Source organism: Treponema putidum, assembly GCF_000755145.1.
Lineage (GTDB): Bacteria > Spirochaetota > Spirochaetia > Treponematales > Treponemataceae > Treponema_B > Treponema_B putidum.
The window spans coordinates 723577-741733 of record NZ_CP009228.1 but is presented as its reverse complement, the minus strand read 5'-3'; the positions used below and the strand labels follow the sequence as shown (position 1 = coordinate 741733).

General features: G+C 37.0%; 14 protein-coding genes and 1 pseudogene. 7 read left to right on the top strand and 8 right to left on the bottom strand.

The annotated features are described in order from the left end of the window. Window positions 1-3 precede the first annotated feature (3 nt). Window positions 4-444: a flagellar export chaperone FliS gene (gene fliS, locus JO40_RS03360; RefSeq protein ID WP_044977960.1), complete on the bottom strand. Its 441-nt coding sequence runs from the start codon at window positions 442-444 to the stop codon at window positions 4-6. A gap of 221 nt (window positions 445-665) precedes the next feature. On the opposite strand from fliS, the pseudogene JO40_RS03355 reads away from it, so the two are divergent. After that, a pseudogene (locus JO40_RS03355) lies at window positions 666-4240 on the top strand (alpha-amylase family glycosyl hydrolase). A gap of 10 nt (window positions 4241-4250) precedes the next feature. Here the strand turns inward: JO40_RS03355 and JO40_RS15015 are convergent. The 4 genes from JO40_RS15015 to JO40_RS14405 are packed head-to-tail and all read right to left on the bottom strand — an operon-like array spanning window position 4251 to window position 6616. Further along, window positions 4251-4385, bottom strand: a complete 135-nt coding sequence (locus tag JO40_RS15015) for a hypothetical protein (protein ID WP_002673521.1) — start codon at window positions 4383-4385, stop codon at window positions 4251-4253. Window positions 4386-4390: 5 nt separating this feature from the next. Next, window positions 4391-5704: a PALP domain-containing protein gene (locus JO40_RS03350; protein ID WP_044977959.1), complete on the bottom strand. Its 1314-nt coding sequence runs from the start codon at window positions 5702-5704 to the stop codon at window positions 4391-4393. A 20-nt stretch (window positions 5705-5724) separates the two neighbouring features. Continuing rightward, on the bottom strand, window positions 5725-6306 hold the full coding sequence (locus JO40_RS03345) for a DUF2156 domain-containing protein (protein ID WP_245608981.1): 582 nt from the start codon (window positions 6304-6306) through the stop codon (window positions 5725-5727). Continuing rightward, the gene (locus tag JO40_RS14405) at window positions 6281-6616 is read right to left on the bottom strand and encodes a GNAT family protein (RefSeq protein ID WP_245608980.1); all 336 of its coding nucleotides are present in this window, start codon (window positions 6614-6616) and stop codon (window positions 6281-6283) included. Before JO40_RS14405 ends, JO40_RS03345 begins: the two co-directional genes overlap by 26 nt. A 154-nt stretch (window positions 6617-6770) precedes the next feature. Here JO40_RS14405 and JO40_RS03340 point away from each other — a divergent pair, with 154 nt between their 5' ends. Then, entirely contained in the window at window positions 6771-7598 is an 828-nt protein-coding gene (locus JO40_RS03340) for a DUF2715 domain-containing protein (RefSeq protein WP_044977957.1), read from the top strand. A 101-nt stretch (window positions 7599-7699) separates the two neighbouring features. Next, window positions 7700-8407, top strand: a complete 708-nt coding sequence (locus tag JO40_RS03335) for a DUF2715 domain-containing protein (RefSeq protein ID WP_044977954.1) — start codon at window positions 7700-7702, stop codon at window positions 8405-8407. A 55-nt stretch (window positions 8408-8462) separates the two neighbouring features. Here JO40_RS03335 and JO40_RS03330 read toward each other — a convergent pair whose 3' ends face one another. Continuing rightward, window positions 8463-9803 carry a tetratricopeptide repeat protein gene (locus JO40_RS03330; RefSeq protein WP_044977952.1) on the bottom strand — a complete coding sequence of 447 codons (1341 nt, stop codon included), beginning with the start codon at window positions 9801-9803 and terminating at the stop codon, window positions 8463-8465. 157 nt (window positions 9804-9960) lie between these two features. Between JO40_RS03330 and JO40_RS03325 the strand changes: the two genes are divergently transcribed. The 4 genes from JO40_RS03325 to JO40_RS03310 all read left to right on the top strand — a co-directional run bounded on the left by JO40_RS03325 (window position 9961) and on the right by JO40_RS03310 (window position 15534). Further along, window positions 9961-11946, top strand: a complete 1986-nt coding sequence (locus JO40_RS03325; protein ID WP_044977949.1) for a DUF4139 domain-containing protein — start codon at window positions 9961-9963, stop codon at window positions 11944-11946. Between the two features lie 98 nt (window positions 11947-12044). Beyond that, window positions 12045-13118, top strand: a complete 1074-nt coding sequence (locus JO40_RS03320; protein WP_144242235.1) for an MraY family glycosyltransferase — start codon at window positions 12045-12047, stop codon at window positions 13116-13118. A gap of 18 nt (window positions 13119-13136) precedes the next feature. Continuing rightward, window positions 13137-13919, top strand: coding sequence for a CDP-alcohol phosphatidyltransferase family protein (locus JO40_RS03315; RefSeq protein ID WP_044977947.1), 783 nt, complete (start codon window positions 13137-13139; stop codon window positions 13917-13919). Between the two features lie 100 nt (window positions 13920-14019). After that, the gene (locus tag JO40_RS03310) at window positions 14020-15534 is read left to right on the top strand and encodes an IMP dehydrogenase (RefSeq protein WP_044977945.1); all 1515 of its coding nucleotides are present in this window, start codon (window positions 14020-14022) and stop codon (window positions 15532-15534) included. 64 nt (window positions 15535-15598) lie between these two features. Here the strand turns inward: JO40_RS03310 and JO40_RS03305 are convergent, their stop codons facing one another. Both JO40_RS03305 and JO40_RS03300 read right to left on the bottom strand, forming a co-directional pair. Beyond that, window positions 15599-16330, bottom strand: a complete 732-nt coding sequence (locus JO40_RS03305; protein WP_044977942.1) for a carbon-nitrogen hydrolase family protein — start codon at window positions 16328-16330, stop codon at window positions 15599-15601. A gap of 254 nt (window positions 16331-16584) precedes the next feature. After that, window positions 16585-18105: a glycine hydroxymethyltransferase gene (locus JO40_RS03300; protein ID WP_044977940.1), complete on the bottom strand. Its 1521-nt coding sequence runs from the start codon at window positions 18103-18105 to the stop codon at window positions 16585-16587. Window positions 18106-18157: the final 52 nt, after the last annotated feature.

Genomic DNA, 18157 nt, shown 5'->3' with positions numbered 1-18157 from the left:
TTTTTACCCCGCTATGTTTACACCTACGGAAACCTCAGACCTTTGAGGCACAGGTTGAGACACAGTAATCTGCTTCCATGCATCATGTAGCTCCTGCATCATCGAGCTTACATCCAACAAGGGTTTGTAGTCTTTTTTTAAATTTGCGGTTAAAAGCTGCTGGTTAAAATACGAGTAAATAGAAAGAAGATTTGCCGCTATTTCTCCCCCAATATCCATATCTAAGGCCGCCATAAGCTCTGTAATAATCTCTTGGGCTTTAATGATGTGGTTGTTTATGGGTTCGATATCTTTTGCAGGAATTTTAGGCACATTCATCTTAGAAATTGCAAGATTTATCTCTTTTATTCCCTCTGCATAAAGCATAAGAATAAGAGAGCCCGGACTTGCCGTTTTAACACTTGTTTCTTTATAGGCTGCTGCTGCCTGACTATTATAACTCATATCCCCTCCAAAAATAAAAATAAGTGTCTCCTAAATTTATCGGTATTTAAGATAAGGCCTTTAGTAAAAGCCTTTATTTCAATTTAATTTGCTATCAACCTTAATAGATAAAAATATAAAAAGTTACATACTTTCTTTTATGCTTTTGCCGTAAACCTGTGTATTCAAGGCTGTCAAAAAGAGAACTTGCGTTTTAAACTTTTTAATGCTATACTTAACCTATGAGTTTAAATGCTTTTTTTCAAGAAATGGAATTTCATATTAACGGCGATATCCGCAAAAAGTGTAATTTAAAGTCGGCTCTTTTTTCTTCATGCGGAAATATTATATTTGAAAACATTTCCGAAGTTCATAATTTTGTGTTTAATTTTAATTCTCTTGTAAATAAAGGCCTTTTTGGAGAAGGACAAGCTCATTTAAAAGCAGGCGAATTAAATGCGATGGGGATTTTGGATGAAGTTCTTCATTATGTTTTAAGACTTTACCGTCAAAATGTTGATGCCGATTTTTTTGTTAAGGGATATGAATTTATCGAAAAAGAATTTAAAAATAAAAATCTTCATAGTCTTGATTTTTTATTAAAAGAGTTTTGCAAAGATTTTCCTCCAAAGGATGTTTACACGGATAAGCTCTCCTTAGATGAATGGTTTGAATCAACTGACGGCTCATCAAATGTACCCAACAAACTGCTCGCCTTTGAAGAGTTTATTTTACTATGCCTTGCAAATAGAAATCCTGCAAATGCACAATTTGATGTTTTATTTAATGATTTAAATTTAAAAACAATAGATTCATACGGTATTTTTTGGGATACGGTAAAAAAATGGTCAAAAAAAATAAGCCCATAGGGGCCATACTTGGAAAAGGACAAGGAGACCTTGATATTCTTTCTTTTTTGGAAGAACCTATCAACCGTTGCCCTGACAGTATTTTAGGGCAGCTTAGCTATGTAAAAGAAAACTGGAGCCGCTTTACTCAAAATCTTTTGCTTAAACTTTTGGGTGCCGAGGACTTAATAAGGGAAGAACAAAAGGGCGGATGGACACCGCCCCAAGGGGGAGGCTTTGATGTTCCGGTCTATACCTTTGAAAATTTGTTAAAAGAGTATGAGGCTTTTACTCCCGATAAAAATTGGATGCCCAATTTGGTTTTAATAGCAAAGAGTACCTTGGTTTGGCTGGATCAATTAAGCAAAAAATATTCTGCACCGATTACCCGCTTAGATCAAATTCCTGATGCCGAGCTCAAATTTTTGGCGGATGCGGGAATAACGGGACTTTGGTTAATCGGAGTTTGGCAGCGTTCCGAGGCGAGCCGCCGTATTAAAGAAATTTGCGGGAATCCTGATGCGGCCGCCAGTGCCTACAGTATTTATGACTATGAAATTGCAGAAGAATTGGGCGGCTGGCCGGCTCTGGCTAATTTAAGGGAAAGAGCTTGGAAATTCGGAATTAGAATGGCGGCCGACATGGTTCCCAATCATACGGGGCTTGACTCCAAATGGATTATGGAAGAGCCGAATCTTTTTTTACAAACAAGAGACTCTCCTTTTCCCGCCTATAATTACAATACTGAAAACCTTTCCCGGGATGGAAGAACCGGTGTTTATCTTGAAAGCGGTTATTATTCAAAGACGGATTGTGCCGTAGTTTTTAAACGCGCCGATAACTATTCCGGCGATGTACGCTATATCTATCATGGAAATGACGGCACAGGCCTCCCATGGAATGATACGGCTCAAATAGATTTTTTAAACAAGGAGGCGAGGGAAAAAGTTATCCAAAAAATTCTCCATGTTGCAAGGAATTTTCCCATCATACGCTTCGATGCGGCTATGGTGCTTGCTAAAAAACATATTCGCCGTCTATGGTACCCGGCTCCCGGTTCAGGCGGAGACATTGCAAGCCGATCCCGCTATGCTCTTTCTATTGAAGAATTTGAAAAAAGAATTCCTGAAGAATTTTGGAGGGAGGTTGTAGACCGCTGCGCAAATGAAGCTCCCGACACTCTCTTACTGGCCGAAGCCTTTTGGATGATGGAAGGCTACTTTGTCCGCACCCTCGGAATGCATCGCGTATATAACTCTGCATTTATGAATATGCTCAAAAACGAAGAAAACGCAAAATACAGGGAAACCATAAAGAACACTCTTGAATTTGACCCTGAGATATTAAGGCGGTATGTCAATTTTATGAATAACCCTGATGAAGAAACAGCCATAGCCCAATTCGGGGACGGAGATAAGTACTTCGGCGTCTGCACAATGATGTCGGCTATGCCTGGCCTTCCAATGTTCGGGCACGGTCAGCTTGAAGGCTTTACGGAAAAGTACGGGATGGAATATAAAAGAGCTTATAAGGATGAAGCCGTAAACTCCGGTCTGCTTGAAAGGCATAAAAAGGAAATATTTCCTCTTTTAAAAAAACGCCATATTTTTTCGGGCGTTGAAAAATTTAGACTCTTTGATTTTTGGAATGAGGGGAATGTAAACGAAAATGTCTTTGTTTGGTCAAATGATTTTAACGGAGAGCGTTCATTGATATTTTATAATAATGCCTATGAAAGAGCCTCGGGGTGGGTAAAACTTTCAGCGGCTTTTGCCGTAAAAAATGCACAAAATGAAAAAGAATTAAGGCAAGAAAATCTTATGAACGCTCTTAATTTAAATTCGGGAGAGTACTATTTTACGGTGTTTTATGAGCAGCGTTCTTCCTTATTCTTTTTAAGAAAAAATTCCGAACTTGCCGAAAAGGGCTTTTTTGCAGCCTTAGACGGTTATCAATGCCAAGTATTTTTAAACATCCATGAGATTAAGGATGATGATGGCTATTATAGGGAACTCTATCACAAAGCGGAAGGACGGGGTTTTAAAGACATTGAATTCGAAATAAATAAATGTAAGTACGGGGCTCTCTACGTGACCGTTCAGGACCTATGCACTAAACAAATTTTTCCTCAAATTGCTGATTATTGCGATACTTCTAAAAAAGACGAGAAAACAATTGAAGATATATTGAAGAAACTTTATCCTAAATTTTCGGATTTCTTTGATGCCTTTGAAGAAATATTTTTTAAGACCTTTTATTCTGATGAAGAAAAAGAAACTTTAAAAGGCCTCAAAGAAAAAAACAAGGCCGAAGCTTTGAGTTTAAAAAATTCTATGGAGTGTTTTTTATGCCTTTGTTCAAATGAGCCTTTAATTGACGGAAATGTTAATGATAAAAGTCTTAAAAGCGAAGAAACAACCTTATTTATAAATGATCTTAAGACATTGCTTCTTAACACAAAAGATGATGTACTCATATATACGGCAGGCCTTTTATTGTCTGCCCTGTTTAAATTTTTTCCTAAAGAAAAAATAAAAACCTGCCGCCTTGATTCTGCTCTTGCCGAAATGCTTTGCTCTTTTGGCGTCCCGGAATTAAATTCAAAAAGCACCTTATTTTTGTTAAACCGCTTATTTTGCTTGGCGGAAACTGAGAAAAAGTTTTTTGAAAATTTGATTTCAAAAAAGGATTGCGTTAAGGACTTTATGGATTTTTGTTTACATGATGAAGTACTTAAAAATTGTTTAGGTTTGAACGAGTGGAATGGGGAGCTTTGGTTTAATAAAGAATCTACGGAAAGGCTGGCTTTGATAAATATTTTGTTTAAACTTGTATGGGAAGAAAGACCTGAAGATAGTGTACATAAATGCAATATTTTATCTTTAAACTCTTATGCCGGTATTTATTCGGATATGACCAAGATGTTTTCGGCTGCCGAATATAAGGTAAAAAGCCTTATTGATTTATAAAGAGAAAAAACTAATCTTTTTCGGCATTTTCTTCTGCGTATTTTTTAAATTCTTCCTCGCTCATTTTATCGGAATAAATAGGATAAAGGGCTTCCACAAGCTCTTCAAGCGTGGGAAATTTAGCTCCATCAAGTTTATATGACATAAAAACTACCTCTCCATATATTTTAGCATATTTTCAATTTCTTTTTTAGAGGCCTGTATCTTTTTTATATTTTTTATAGGTTTGTCCAAATCTTTCATGTATTCAGGCTGATTAGGCTTTTCGCCGCAGGCATCCTCGACTATATCTCTTTCAAAGGCCGGATGGTCTTTTGAAATAAGAACAATGGTTTCAGGCCCCTTATTTTTTAAAATTTTACTCTTTATGGCGGCCCCATAGGCTGCAGCAGTAGAAGTATCGATCATAATTCCATATCTTTGATAGGCCTTTCTGATAAGTTCTTTATAGTCCTTAGCATCTACCTGCTTTGGAAAAATTAAGGCTTTCATAATTGCGGGGCTTATTTCAAAAATCTGTTCCAAGCGCTCAATGTTTGAGGGGCTTACAGGATCCGCTGCACTTCTTTGGGTCAAAGGAATTTCCATTGTTTTGCAAAAGCAATCTCCGTCCTTGTTTACCGATAGTTCAGGTGTAGCATCCGTAATAAAGCCGTTTAGGGAAAGCCCGCTCTTCCATGCAAAAAGACCGGCTGCAAGATTTCCATAATTACCTGAATGAAGAGCATAATAGATTTCGCCGAAAATCTGTTTTCTAAAGCGGGTAAAAGCAAAAAAATAGAAGAATATTTGGGGCAGGAGTCGGCCTATGTTTACCGTATTTGCTAAGGTAAGGCCGTATTTTTCTACAAGAGCTCTATCAAGATATACGGCTCTTTTTAAGTTTTCAACGTCCTTTACATCTCCGTCACATTCTACAGAGTAAATAGAACCTCCGTTTTCGGCTAAATATTCTTCCCTGATACCGGATGCATAACCTTTGGGGTGTATTAAGAGCGTTTTAACTCTTTTTTTATTCCAAAAAGCGGCAGCCATGCTTTGACCATTCTTTTTGGTTCCCGTTCCTAAAACTATGGCTTTTTTGTCGGTTATGGTTAAAATATGTTCAAGAACCGAGGCAAACCATAAAAAGCCGAAATCTCTGTGGCAGCCTGTCGGCCCGTGAAAAAGATCCAGCAAAAAGAATTTTTCGTCCAATTGCCGCAATCTGGGGCTGTAATTTCCGAAAGCTGAAACGGCGATACGTTCCGATACGGCCGGGCTGAATTCTTCTTGCAGTATTGCAGAGGTTAAGGAGCCCGCTATGGCGGCAAAACTGGAAGTTTCATTAAGATGAAAAGTCCAATTGCTTAAGTCCAAGGCTTCTTTCGGAATATAAAGTCCTCCATCGGCCGGAATACAGTCTGTTACGGCCTCATAGAAAGATACTATCTTATTACTGTTACGTGTACTTACCAGATCCATGTTTTCCTATTGTATCATATTTAAAATAAAATTCTATACTTTTTTATGAATTTTATCGGTTTATATGTCATTTTTGCTTGTCTTAGTCCCTCATCGCCTAAATCCTGTTCTCTATTTATAAATTCTATATATTTAGGCAGATAACCTGCAAAGGCATAGTTAATGTATTGAAAACTTCCCTTGTAAGAAGCCAGAGCTTTTTCAAATAAAATAACGGCTGTTTTATTGTTTTGTGTTATTTCCGCCAGCGTCCAAGCTACGGGTTCATCCCAAACATATAGAATTATGCCCATCATTGAAGTCCTGCTTAAAATTGAAAGGGCATCTAAGGCTGCTTCATAGTCGGAATTTTCAGGATTTGAGGTTACTTTTGTTCTATTCCATTCCTCAAGCACTTTCTTGGCATCGTCTACATTTTCAAGGGTGAGAGGTTCGATTTTTATCTTGTCATAAGATTTTTCAAACTTATTTATATGGGTCTTTTTTTTATGAAAGTCCTTACCTTTTAGTTCAGCCAAATCTTTCCTAAGATAAACATAGTCAAAGTTATCTCTATCCTCTTCTATTTTTAGCTCTTTAAAAAAAAGGCAGATTGAAGACATTGGTGTTATTATCTAAAAAAGATTTTGAAAGAATCATCCATTTTTTATATTTTGCCGATAATTCCTTTGTTATTTCGACATCTACTGTGCAGCAAGGTGTAATAAAAAAACTTTCACCCCTGTATTCTCCTAGTATTATCAACAGATTATCGGTTTTTGAGACTTGATACTTATAATTATGTCTAAAAAGGTATAAATTAAGAAAAGTAAGCTCCGATATTCCGTCAGGAAGCCTTTTTAAATAAAATTCCATTTCGGATTGCATTTCCAACGAAATGGGTGCAAATTCAGGATACTGTGGTACATTCATACTTATATCCTACTATTTTTAAGTAAAAACGGCAATAGATATTAAAAAATAATTATTTCTTATTTTTTATTGAAAATATATTTATATTGGGCTATAATACCTACGGTAGTCTATTAGGACTATCGATTGTAATTTTATTTTGGAGGATTGATTTATGAAAAAATTTATTTTTATTGTTTTAGTTTTAGGCTGTATTTTACCTTTATCGGCTCTTGATTTCGATTTTATGGACATATCCGGGGATGTAGGACTCGGTTATATGAATCATAATATGGTGACAGTTTATAACACGGATTCTCTTAAAGCTAATTTGGCACAAGGTTTAGGGGATGCTCTAGGACAAGGAAACCTTACAATGGATGCTCCAAAGTCTGTTGATTCGTATAATGCCTTGGCCCTGGGCTTAAAACTTAAAATAAGCTATGTTTATGCAAATATAAGCATAGGCTTTCCTTTTACACAGATACCTACAGGAGATGACCCTCTTGGTCAAAAACTAAAGGACATGGGGGCTACAAATAAGTTGAATAATTCCGTTATTGTTGATGGTCAGATAGGCTTGGGTATAAATATTTTAAAGAGCTTACCTGTAAATCTTTTTGTAGGAGGCGGTTTAGGTATAAACTATATTCAGACAAAAAGAAAACTTCCCGATGAATACGTCAAAACGATAAAAGATAAAGATGGCAATATCGTAGCAAGGGAACTTAACGAGACACGAAGTATCGCTATGGCGGGTCTGGGTATAAATGCAGCTTTGAATTATTATTTTACAAAAAATATAGGCATTTCTTTTGATATTAAAGATACGGTATATTTTATTCCGATGTCAAACCAAAGATATTACAAAGGAAAGGCAATAAACGGAAGCGGTTTTACTTATACGATTACCAGTGATGGAAAACAAGATATTAATTCTCTTATAAATTATTCATGGGCTAATAACCTTGCATTAAGATTGGCTGTTGCCTTTAAGCTGTAAAATAAGTATTGTTTTTAATAAAGCTGTAACAAATTCCGGTCTTCGGAGTTTTAACTATGTTTTTCTAAATAGAAAAAAATGTGTTTTATAGGAGGTTTATTATGAAGCACAAAAAAATGATTTTAATTTTGATTATTTCGGCTACATCTGTTGCTTTTGCATTTGCAGATATTGCTATTTCGTTCGGCCCTGCCTTTACGAGTTATTTTGTACATACTAAAAATGATGGCAATTTTGATACGTTTAGTGCCGATGTAAAAAATGCATTAAAAAATGCTAAAGAGGAAAAGAACAATGCTGCGGGTGCGGCTGTGGATCTTAGGGCAGGTATTTTTTATCTTATGACTCAAATTGCCTTTCCCGGTCAAAACCATAGCCAACTTGTAAAGGGAGCAACCTCTGAAAAAGATAAGTTTTTAGTAAAGAATGCCTTTATTCTTGACTCTCAGCTTGGAGTCGGCATCACCTTGCTTAAAAATACTCCTTTTAACCTATTTTTGGGAGGCGGTATAGGGTTAAATGCTATGAAGGCAACTCAATCTCTTTCTATAGCTAACCAGAATGTCAGTTACGACAAATTGGATGTAATGTTCGGTATGGGAGTTAATGTTCTTGCAAGCTATTATTTTACAAATATTATAGGTATTTATGCAGGTGTTGCCGATACTGTTTATTTTGCTCCTTTAAAAGTTCAAAAGACATTTAAAGTTGGAGATCAAGAATATACGGTTTCCAATACTAGCGGCAACATAAAAGATGTTATTGCTAACAGCGTAAACTTAAAATTAGGCCTTTCTATCAGGCTGTAAATTTCTAACTTTAATTAAAAAAGGCAGCTCTTGCGAGCTGCCTTTTTTGTTATATTTATTTTAATGAGTTTAAAACGCTCGAAAGTCTTGTTTTGTCGTATAGGTCTAAAGGCCGGCCTTCAGAAAATCTAACCGCTTCTTCGGTGAATGTCCCTGCACTCATACAGATTCCTGTTCCGCCCTTTACTTCTTTGAGGCGGGCATGCAGTTCCCGCAAAAGAAGTTCTCCTACCGTTCCTTGTGATCTAAAAAATCTAAAAATAACCGTATCCGAAAAGCGCGGGGTATCTATTTCTGCGACTATATCGGTATAGGCTGCCAATACGGAAATGTCAACTATTTTTACCTTAGCTTTCGGATAAAAGCGGGCTACAATCTTTCGGCAAAGAGCTACGAATTCGCTTTGCCCCGACATTAGATATATCTGCAAATTCTTGTTTTTATTTAATTCCTGATATCTCATTATTAAGGTTGCTGCATCCTTGTATCCCGGGCTTGTATTTTGAATTTCCTTCAAAAGATGAAGAGCTTGGCCTATTTCTTGAGTCTTGATATAAGCTTGTGCCAGCCTATACTTTAGCTCATTGGAAATTTCCGGGGATGCTCCTGTATGTTTTAAACCTATTTGGAAGTCTTCAATAGCTCTTTCCAATTGATTGGCCTTTGCCTTTATCATACCTGTATACAGGGCAGCCTGCGGCCCAAAAACCGGATCCACCCTAAGATGGTTCAATATCTTTAAGCAGCGGTCTGTTGCTTCCGTTTCATAAAAACATTCACCCATTGCAAATAAAACTTCTTTGTCATCGGGCTTAAAATCCAAAGCCTTTTTAAAAGCAGGTAAGGCCTCATTGTATTTATGTAAATTCTGAAAGGTATATCCGAGATATTTTGTAGCCAAAAAACTGTTTGGTTCAATTATTAAGGCTCTTTTGAAAAATTTAACCGCCTTTTCGTAGTCTTTTTCGAGATAATAGATATAACCTAAATTATAACTGACATCAATACTTTTAGGATTGATCGTTTCTGCCAAAAGAAAACCTTTTTTTGCTTCAGGGAGCCTGTTCGTTTTTGAGGCACAAGTTCCATACTTTATTGCAACATCCAGCTGCTTATTAATTTCGAGCGGTTTCATTCTATCCAGCAAGGCCGAATATGCCGTATATGCTTTTTCCCAGTCTTGGTCTTGATAATAAATATCCCCCATTATAAATAAACCTTCAATATCATGAGGGTTTTGGGCTAAGCGGCGTGAGGCTTCTTTCATTAAAGCTGCCCTGCCTTTAACTTTCTTTCTTCCTCCTCCCGCTGAGGATTTTTTCTGTGTAGCTATAAAGACAATGATAACAGCAACAATAATAATAATAAAAAAGGAAATAATAATAGTTGATACCATTCTCCTATTATGCGTTTTATTTTGAGATATGTCAATGGAAGATGAATTGAATTTATTAATAATCACGTCATAAATTACCGATAGCTGCAAATTATACCCTAGTCAACGGTTTTTATCTATGATATAATAAAAAATACGTTATTTCCTTGGAGGAGGTATGAAAAAAAGATTTTTTATGTTAATTTCATTACTTTGTATGGCTACGGTTTTTGCCGATCCTGAAAGCGGTTTTAATGAAGATGATATTCCGTTAAAAAAGGTAACTCTTTATTCTTCGGGTGTAGCCCATTATGAGCATGAAGGCATTGTAAAAGGGTCCGGTAAGATAGATTTATTGTTTCTTCCTTCCCAAATCAGCGATGTCTTAAAGTCCGTTTTTGTAAAAGACCCTGCCGCAAAGAATTTATCGATAAATTATCAATCGGAAGATACTCTTAAAAAAACAATGCAGAGTTTAAAGGTTGATTTATTCGGGAATGACTCTATTTTTAAACTTCTTAAGGCACAAAAAGGTGCCGAAATTGAAGTTTATACCCAGAATAAGATTACAGGTAAAATTTTAAGTGTAGATAAAATTGAAGATTCTAAAGCCGGTATTCTACTTTCCATTGTTTCGGCTGATGGTGTTAAGATTATATCTTTTAATGATGTGCAATCTTTCAAATTTACGGATCCCCAGAGAAATGAAGATTTGCAAAAAGCCTTAAGTCTCATTTTAGAAGCTTCGGCAAAGGAAAGAAAGCTGATTTCAATAGATATAGAATCGGAGGGTGAAAGGAAGATAGGACTTTCTTATGTTATGGAAGCTCCTATTTGGAAGCCTTCATATAGGCTCGACATGGGTAATACCAGTGCAGCATTTCAGGCTTGGGCAATAATAGACAACTCTACTGATATCGATTGGAAGGATGTAAAACTTACTCTGACAAGCGGCCGGCCGGTAGGTTTTAAACAAAATTTATATGAACCTTATTATACTGAGCGCGAAACTATTCCGATTCTTGCAGGTCAGGCGGCTAGTCCTGAAACCTTTGATTCCGCTTATGATAGCGATATGGTTTATGAAGAACCTATGGCAGTACCATTGATGGAAAAAAGGGCTTATTCTAAGGAACTTGCTTCTGCAATGGCCGATGACGACGGCTCTTCTTATTTTGAAAATCAGACTGTTGCTAAGACCTCGGCAGGAGAAATGTTTGCTTTTACTCCGGTTAAACCCGTTAATTTACCCAGACAAAAAAGCACTATGATTCCGTTAAGCCTTGTTTCTCTTCCGGCTCAAAAATATTCGGTTTTTTCGAATATGGCTTATGGGGCTGATGTGCACCCTAAGCTATGTATCAGTATCGAGAATAATTCCGGACTTAAATTTCCTGCAGGGCCTATTACGGTTTTTGAAAACGGAGAATATGTAGGCGATGCTATTTTGGAGTTTTTACCCGAAAAAGAAAAACGGTTTATAGCTTTTGGGGATGATATGGATGTGCGGGGGAGTAGAACCGAAAACTTTGACAAGCAAATCCAAACTATTAAAATTGTAAAGGGAGTGCTGCATCGGCAATACAAGTCGTCTAAGAACTCTCTGTATACTATTAAGAATGCTGCATCAAAAGAACGCTCTATTGTGGTCGAGCATCCTATAAGCTCGGGATACAAGCTTGCCGATGAAAAAGCCTTGTTGGAAAAGACTTCAAACAAGTACAGGTTTAACATAAAGGTAAAAGCCGGTTCGCAAGGAAAACTTGAAGTAGTTGAAGAAAGACTTTTTGAAGAAATTTTGCAAATCAATACGATGGATAATAATGCAATGCTAGGTATTTATTCCAATTCGGAGATTCCTGAAAAAATAAAAAAAGCTTTTAAATCAATTTTAGATGAAAAAGCTAAGGTAGACAAGGCCCAAATTTCTTTAAATAATTTACAAAATGAACAAAAAGAACTTAATACCGAACAAGATAGGGTACGCAAAAATATTCAAGCTGTGGGCTCCGAGACTCAACAAGGAAAAATGTTCTTAGATAAACTTTTGGAGATAGAAAATTCCTTGGATAATTTAAAGAAGAAAATTGTACAAGCCGAAAAAGAATATTCCGGCATTCGCTTTGCTTTTTTAGATTATGTTGAAAAAATCAATATAGAATAAGGTTAATGAAGGGTTCTCCTTATTGTGTTAAGACTTGCTAATTTAGTTATATTGTTGTATAATGGCGGCAGTGAATGTAATTAAGGAGAATGCCGAGTTTGCCTATAATTCAGTTTGTCTTTTATATAATTATTCTTCCCTGTATGTCGTCCGCTTTTTTTGTTTATATATTGATTAGGTTTTCAAAAAAACATAATCTATATGACAAAACAGGCGGAAGAAAAATTCATTCAGGTAATATACCTAGGATAGGAGGGGTTGGATTCGGGCTTGCTTACTTAATTTCCAGCATAATATTGCATTTTCGTTTTCCTGATTTGCGCTTAATACATTCCAATTTTTTTTATATTGCTTTAGGAAGTATGATTATATTTATAATGGGCCTTTGGGACGATATAAAAAATTGGAGGGCGATTTTTAAGCTATTAGTTCAATCTTGTGCAGCCGTAATAGTTTTATACGGAGGATATACATTTAAAAAAATAAGTTTTGGGCCTATAGGCTTCTTTTGGTATATGGGGCCTGAAACATATTTAATTACTTTCTTATGGATAATAGGAATTACCAATGCAATTAATCTTGTTGATGGAATTGACGGTCAAGCCGGATGTTTAGGTGCTTCTGTACTCCTAACTTATGCTGCAATTTATTATGCTATTGGGATAAGCTATATGATCATATTTCGTATTCTTATTCTTGCATTTGCAATCATAGGATTTTTATTTTTTAATTTGTCGCGTCCCAAAGCAAAAATATTTATGGGAGATTGCGGCTCACAAATCTTAGGTTTTGTATTGGCAATCCTTCCTCTTATACCTTCGCCCATAGGTTACGAATCGGCAGGACTGCAATTTGCCGCTGTTATTTTAATGCTGCCTATCTTTGATACTTTTGCAGCTATATGGCGCAGGGTGAGGGATAAACGTCCTATAGGTGAGGGCGATAAATTTCATCTTCACCATAAGCTTATGCTTATAGGTTTTAGTCCTAGAGGAGCTTTGTATATTTTTATGATATTCCAGCTTATAATAGATTTGTTTGCAGGAATGGCTATAGTTTTGCAAGGGGTTGAAGCTCTTATAATTTTGATAGGGCTGATACTTGTAGGCTTATTGTTTTTTACATTAATTCATTATGAAAAAGAAAAAATTTTAAATAAAAAATTGAGATAATGCGGAGTTACTTCTTTTATGGAAAAAAAAATCGGCAGATTGGTCTTATTTTATTGGCTGTTTCAATTTTCAGCTGTTTTTGCAATTTATAAGATATTTAACACGGATAAAGAAATTTTTAGTGCTTTTTTAATACATATAACTTTATGGCATTCTCTGCTTTTGCTTTTTTTGATTCTATATAAAGGAGAATTTGTAAATGTGGAGAATAATCTTTTACTTGAGAAAATTAATCTTGCAAATGCCATCACTCTTTTCCGCATAAGTTCGGTTCCTCTGATTGCCTTTCTTTTAAAACAAAATGAGATAAAATACTTTAAAATAATATTGGCTGTTGTGTTGATTTTGGTTTTTCTAACTGATTTTTTTGACGGTTTTATAGCAAGAAAATTTAATCAGGAGACAAAGATAGGCCGTATGCTTGATTCTATGAGCGATTATTCCCTCCTTGCTCTCGTTTCAATTGTATATTATCAGTTGGCGTTACTTCCGAATTGGTTTTTCTATCTCATCTTCGGAAGGCTGATGTTCCAAGCCATAGGTATGTTGTTTTTTATGTTGTTGAAATTCCCTGTTGAAATAAAATCTACGAAGGGAGGGAAGATAACAATAGCGGTTACTATGATTTTTTACAGTCTTAAAATGATACAGTTTTTTGTTAATTGTCCCGATAATTTTAAAAATTTCTTTTTAATCGCTGAATATTCCTGCGGATTTATAATTTTTGTATTTTTGTTTGAAAAGGTATTTATTTTTTATAATCATTATAAAAAATATCTCGGCACAAAAAATAAAAATTAAACAGTATTGCTCAAAAGAGGCGGATATTAAAAATAGGCCGCAGCCTTGATTTTTTTTCCAAAAAATTATACTATTAGAAAATTCATTTTCGAGGTGATCTATGGCTTTTTTTTATGATGAACCTTCGCATACATTCAGCGAATATTTACTGGTGCCGCGTCTTTCAGGAATCAAGCACGTTCCTCAGGCAGTTTCTCTTAAAACACCTTTAACAAAATACAAAAAAGAAACACCGCCTAAAATAAGTTTAAATATTCCTCTGGTATCTTCGATTATGCAGTCGGTTTCAGATCATAATATGGCTATTGCTCTTGCACGGGAAGGCGGCATTTCTTTTATTTTCGGCTCTCAATCTATCGAAAATGAAGCTAAGATGGTTGCAAAAGTAAAAAACTATCGGGCGGGCTTTGTCGAAAGCGATTCAAACATTACGCCCGATCAAACATTGAGCGATGTTTTAGACTTAAAAGACAAAACCGACCATACCACCGTTGCCGTAACCGATGACGGGACAGGACACGGAAAGCTATTAGGTGTGGTTACGGGCAGAGATTACCGCATAGGTCACACTGATTTAAATACTAGGGTAAAAGAATTTATGACACCTATCGAACGTCTCCATGTAGCAGAAGAAGGAATAAGCCTAAAAAAAGCCCAAGACATTATCTGGGAATATAAGCTAAATTCTCTTCCGATCTTGGACAAAAAAGGCTGTCTTGTTGCTTTTGTATTTAGAAAAGACTATGAAAGCAATACCGAAAATCCTCTTGAACTTCTTGATGAAAAAAAGCGTTACATGGTGGGAGCCGGTATAAACACAAGGGACTATGAAGAGCGTGTTCCTGCCCTTGTTGAAGCGGGTACCGATGTGCTCTGTATAGACTCCTCCGACGGGTTTAGCGATTGGCAAAGGCAGACTATTCAATTTGTAAAAGAAAAATACGGGGACTCAATTCCTATAGGGGCTGGCAATGTTGTAGATGCCGACGGCTTTAATTTTTTAGCGGATGCAGGAGCCGATTTTATAAAAGTCGGAATAGGAGGCGGTTCAATCTGTATTACTCGCGAAACAAAGGGAATAGGACGAGGTCAGGCAACTGCCGTAATAGAGGTTGCTAAGGCCAGAGATGAATACTTTAAAAAGAAGGGAATTTATATTCCGATATGTTCTGACGGCGGAATTGTTTTTGACTATCACATAACCTTAGCCCTCGCTATGGGGAGCGATTTTTGTATGCTCGGCCGGTACTTTGCCCGCTTTGACGAAAGTCCCACAAATAAGGTACTGATTAACGGAAACTATATGAAAGAATACTGGGGTGAAGGTTCAGCGAGGGCTAGAAACTGGCAGCGTTATGATTCGGGCGGAGAGAAAAAGCTATCGTTTGAAGAAGGGGTGGACTCCTATGTTCCTTATGCAGGAAAACTTCATGATAACGTTGCTGTAACCCTAAACAAGATACGCTCAACAATGTGTAATTGCGGGGTTTTAAGTATTCCTGAATTCCAGCGTGATGCTAAAATAACTTTAGTTTCTTCGGCCAGTATTATTGAAGGCGGCCCCCACGATGTCGTATTAAAAGATATGAGCCATTCTTCAAGCTCTAATTACTAATTAAGAGGGACTCAATCCATTGCTAAAGGAGCATCTATATCTATTACTCAAAGAGCGGCTCTACCTAAATTTCGTACACTAAAAAACCGGTTTTGCCCATAGGTACTTCTTTAACAAGGTTGCCGTGATGCCATACAAAGGCTCCTCCTCCTACAGCCGGAGAATTTTCCTCTACAAGAGAGTTTATAAATAAAACCGGTTTATCGAGGATTGCAGTTCTTTCGGCGTAAGCAGAGGCTTCGCCGTTTTGCCATTCTTCCTTTGTATAGCTGCAAAATACCGGCCATAAAAAGACATCGGGATTAAGAGTTATAATCGGTTCCAGAAGTTTATCTTCCCACAAGTCGCCGCAAATAAAAACAGCAAGGCGTTTATCCTCAAAATCAAACTCAAAAAAATCTTTTCCCTCCCGATAGTCGGCACAGGTTCCGTCAATCCTCCAGCCTTGGGAAACTCTTTTGTAAAGGCAAATCATTTCTCCGTTTTTTCCGATTATCATATAAGAGCTGAAAATAGCTCCATGATCGTTTTCGATAAACCCGAAACCTATGCCTGTTTTTTCTTTTTTGGAAATTGAACGAATTTTTGCGATGGGCTCCGAGTTTATTTGGAGCGCTGTCAAAATATCTTTCTTATATTCAAAGCAAAGAGAATCAAAACCTTGTAAAAAACTTTCTCCAAAGAGAAGGATATCCGGCTTTTCATGTCTTGTCTTTTTTACAAAATTTTCAATTTGAGATATATTAAAATCAATATCATCGTTTTTATTTTCCGATGCACAAAGTTCGATTTTCATACTTTCCTCCATAAAAACTTTTTGCAGGAAGCATCAGCTTTCGAAAAAAGTTTTTTCAAGCAGTTTGTTCGCAAACTGCATACAATAATGCGATGTTTTGTTCAAAGCACAAAACTCGTCCGATAAACAGGGAGGATGAATTTCTGGCGAACTGTTTATCCATCCTCCATCATTTCAGTCAATAAAAAAAGGGGCATCCGATACAAAGCAAAAGCCGTTAGGAGCCCCCTATTTCAATTATAAGAAAATTTTCTTTAACAATAGATACTCTTTAAATAGTCTAAGTCCAATTCAGGATAAAGAACAAATTTGTGTAAGAGCGCATCAACTTCCTTTTGAATTTCCGCTTTTACGGCAGGGTCAACCACAACATTAGCCTTGCTGGGGGCTCCGCTTTTTGTTACACCGGGTTTTGAAGCCTTTAATACCCTGTCTATGATTGAAGCAATTTGTTTCATTTCTGTTTTGCCCATTCCGATTGTTGTAACTGCCGGAGTTCCAACCCTCAATCCGCTTGTCCACCAAGGGCCGTTCGGATCGAAAGGAAGGCTGTTCCTATTAAGTGTTACGCCGCACTCTGACATTGCAGTTTCCGCTTGCCGGCCGTTTAAGCCATATTTTGTTACGTTAATCAACATTAAATGATTGTCGGTACCGTTGGTTTGCAGTTTCATTCCGAGCTTCATACATTCTTCTGCAAGAGCGGCGGCATTATCGCGTACGTTGTGCGCATAATCTTGATAGGCTTTGCTTGAAGCTTCGCGTAAGGCAACGGCTTTTGCAGCCATTACGTGCGGGAGCGGACCGCCGATTACTAGCGGACAGCCTTTATCTACAAATTCTGCAAATTCTTTTTTACAAAGAATCATGGCGCCGCGGGGGCCTCTAAGAGTTTTGTGAGTTGTAGTTGTAACCACGTCCGCCCACAGAACCGGATTGTATTCTCCTTCAAAAACTTTTCCGGCGACGAGTCCCGCAAAGTGGGCCATATCTACCATCAATACGGCACCGCATTTATCGGCGATTTCTTTAAAGCGTTTAAAGTTTATTTTCCTCGGATATGCGCTGTAACCTGCCAAAAGAATGAGAGGCTTCTCTTGCATTGCTTGTTTTTCAATTTCATCGTAGTTAAGCTCTCCCGTTTCTTTATCGACAGTGTACGAGCATGTTCTAAACATTTTTGAAGAAACGTTTTGAACATACCCATGCGTGAGGTGTCCGCCCGAATAGTAGTCCAAACCCATAAGTTTTTGGTTTCCTAGAGAATGGCGAAGCTCTTCCCAGTCCTTGTGGCTCAAGCCTTCAAGGCTCATTTTTTTTACCTTTCCATCTACAACCGTTTCAAATTTTTTTAAAAAAGGCTCTTCAACCTTGGCATTTAAGATAGCCCAATATGCTACGATATTTGCATCGGCACCGGAGTGGGGCTGAACGTAGGCATGTTCGGCTCCGAAAATTTTGCATGCTTCTTCACAGGCTGCATTTTCGACTGCATCGACGTTTTGGCAGCCTCCGTAATATCGGTGTTCCGGGAAGCCTTCAGCATATTTATCGGTCAACAGGTTACCCATAGCGGACTGAACTGCCAACGAAGAATAGTTTTCGCTGGCAATGAGTTTTAGGTGACTCCGCTGATTTTCAATTTCTTTAACAATGCTTGATGCAATCTCAGGATACACAGAAGCAACCTGATCCAAATTGGCCAAATATGCAACCATTGCTAACTTTGCATTTGGGCCTTCTTTTTCAAGGTATTTTTTTAAACCCTCTTTCATACTATAACTCCCATAAAAATGTGTTTTATACTATTACTTTATCATTATAACA

Bases quoted from the DNA above. Each gene is read 5' to 3' on its own strand.
- JO40_RS03300 (WP_044977940.1), bottom strand. From the start codon at position 18,105: ATGAAAGAGGGTTTAAAAAAATACCTTGAAAAAGAAGGCCCAAATGCA.
- JO40_RS03325 (WP_044977949.1), top strand. From the start codon at position 9,961: ATGAAAAAAAGATTTTTTATGTTAATTTCATTACTTTGTATGGCTACG.
- JO40_RS03310 (WP_044977945.1), top strand. From the start codon at position 14,020: ATGGCTTTTTTTTATGATGAACCTTCGCATACATTCAGCGAATATTTA.
- JO40_RS03340 (WP_044977957.1), top strand. From the start codon at position 6,771: ATGAAAAAATTTATTTTTATTGTTTTAGTTTTAGGCTGTATTTTACCT.
- JO40_RS03315 (WP_044977947.1), top strand. From the start codon at position 13,137: ATGGAAAAAAAAATCGGCAGATTGGTCTTATTTTATTGGCTGTTTCAA.
- JO40_RS03305 (WP_044977942.1), bottom strand. From the start codon at position 16,330: ATGAAAATCGAACTTTGTGCATCGGAAAATAAAAACGATGATATTGAT.
- JO40_RS03350 (WP_044977959.1), bottom strand. From the start codon at position 5,704: ATGGATCTGGTAAGTACACGTAACAGTAATAAGATAGTATCTTTCTAT.
- JO40_RS14405 (WP_245608980.1), bottom strand. From the start codon at position 6,616: ATGAATGTACCACAGTATCCTGAATTTGCACCCATTTCGTTGGAAATG.
- fliS (WP_044977960.1), bottom strand. From the start codon at position 444: ATGAGTTATAATAGTCAGGCAGCAGCAGCCTATAAAGAAACAAGTGTT.
- JO40_RS15015 (WP_002673521.1), bottom strand. From the start codon at position 4,385: ATGTCATATAAACTTGATGGAGCTAAATTTCCCACGCTTGAAGAGCTT.
- JO40_RS03335 (WP_044977954.1), top strand. From the start codon at position 7,700: ATGAAGCACAAAAAAATGATTTTAATTTTGATTATTTCGGCTACATCT.
- JO40_RS03345 (WP_245608981.1), bottom strand. From the start codon at position 6,306: ATGTCTTCAATCTGCCTTTTTTTTAAAGAGCTAAAAATAGAAGAGGAT.
- JO40_RS03330 (WP_044977952.1), bottom strand. From the start codon at position 9,803: ATGGTATCAACTATTATTATTTCCTTTTTTATTATTATTATTGTTGCT.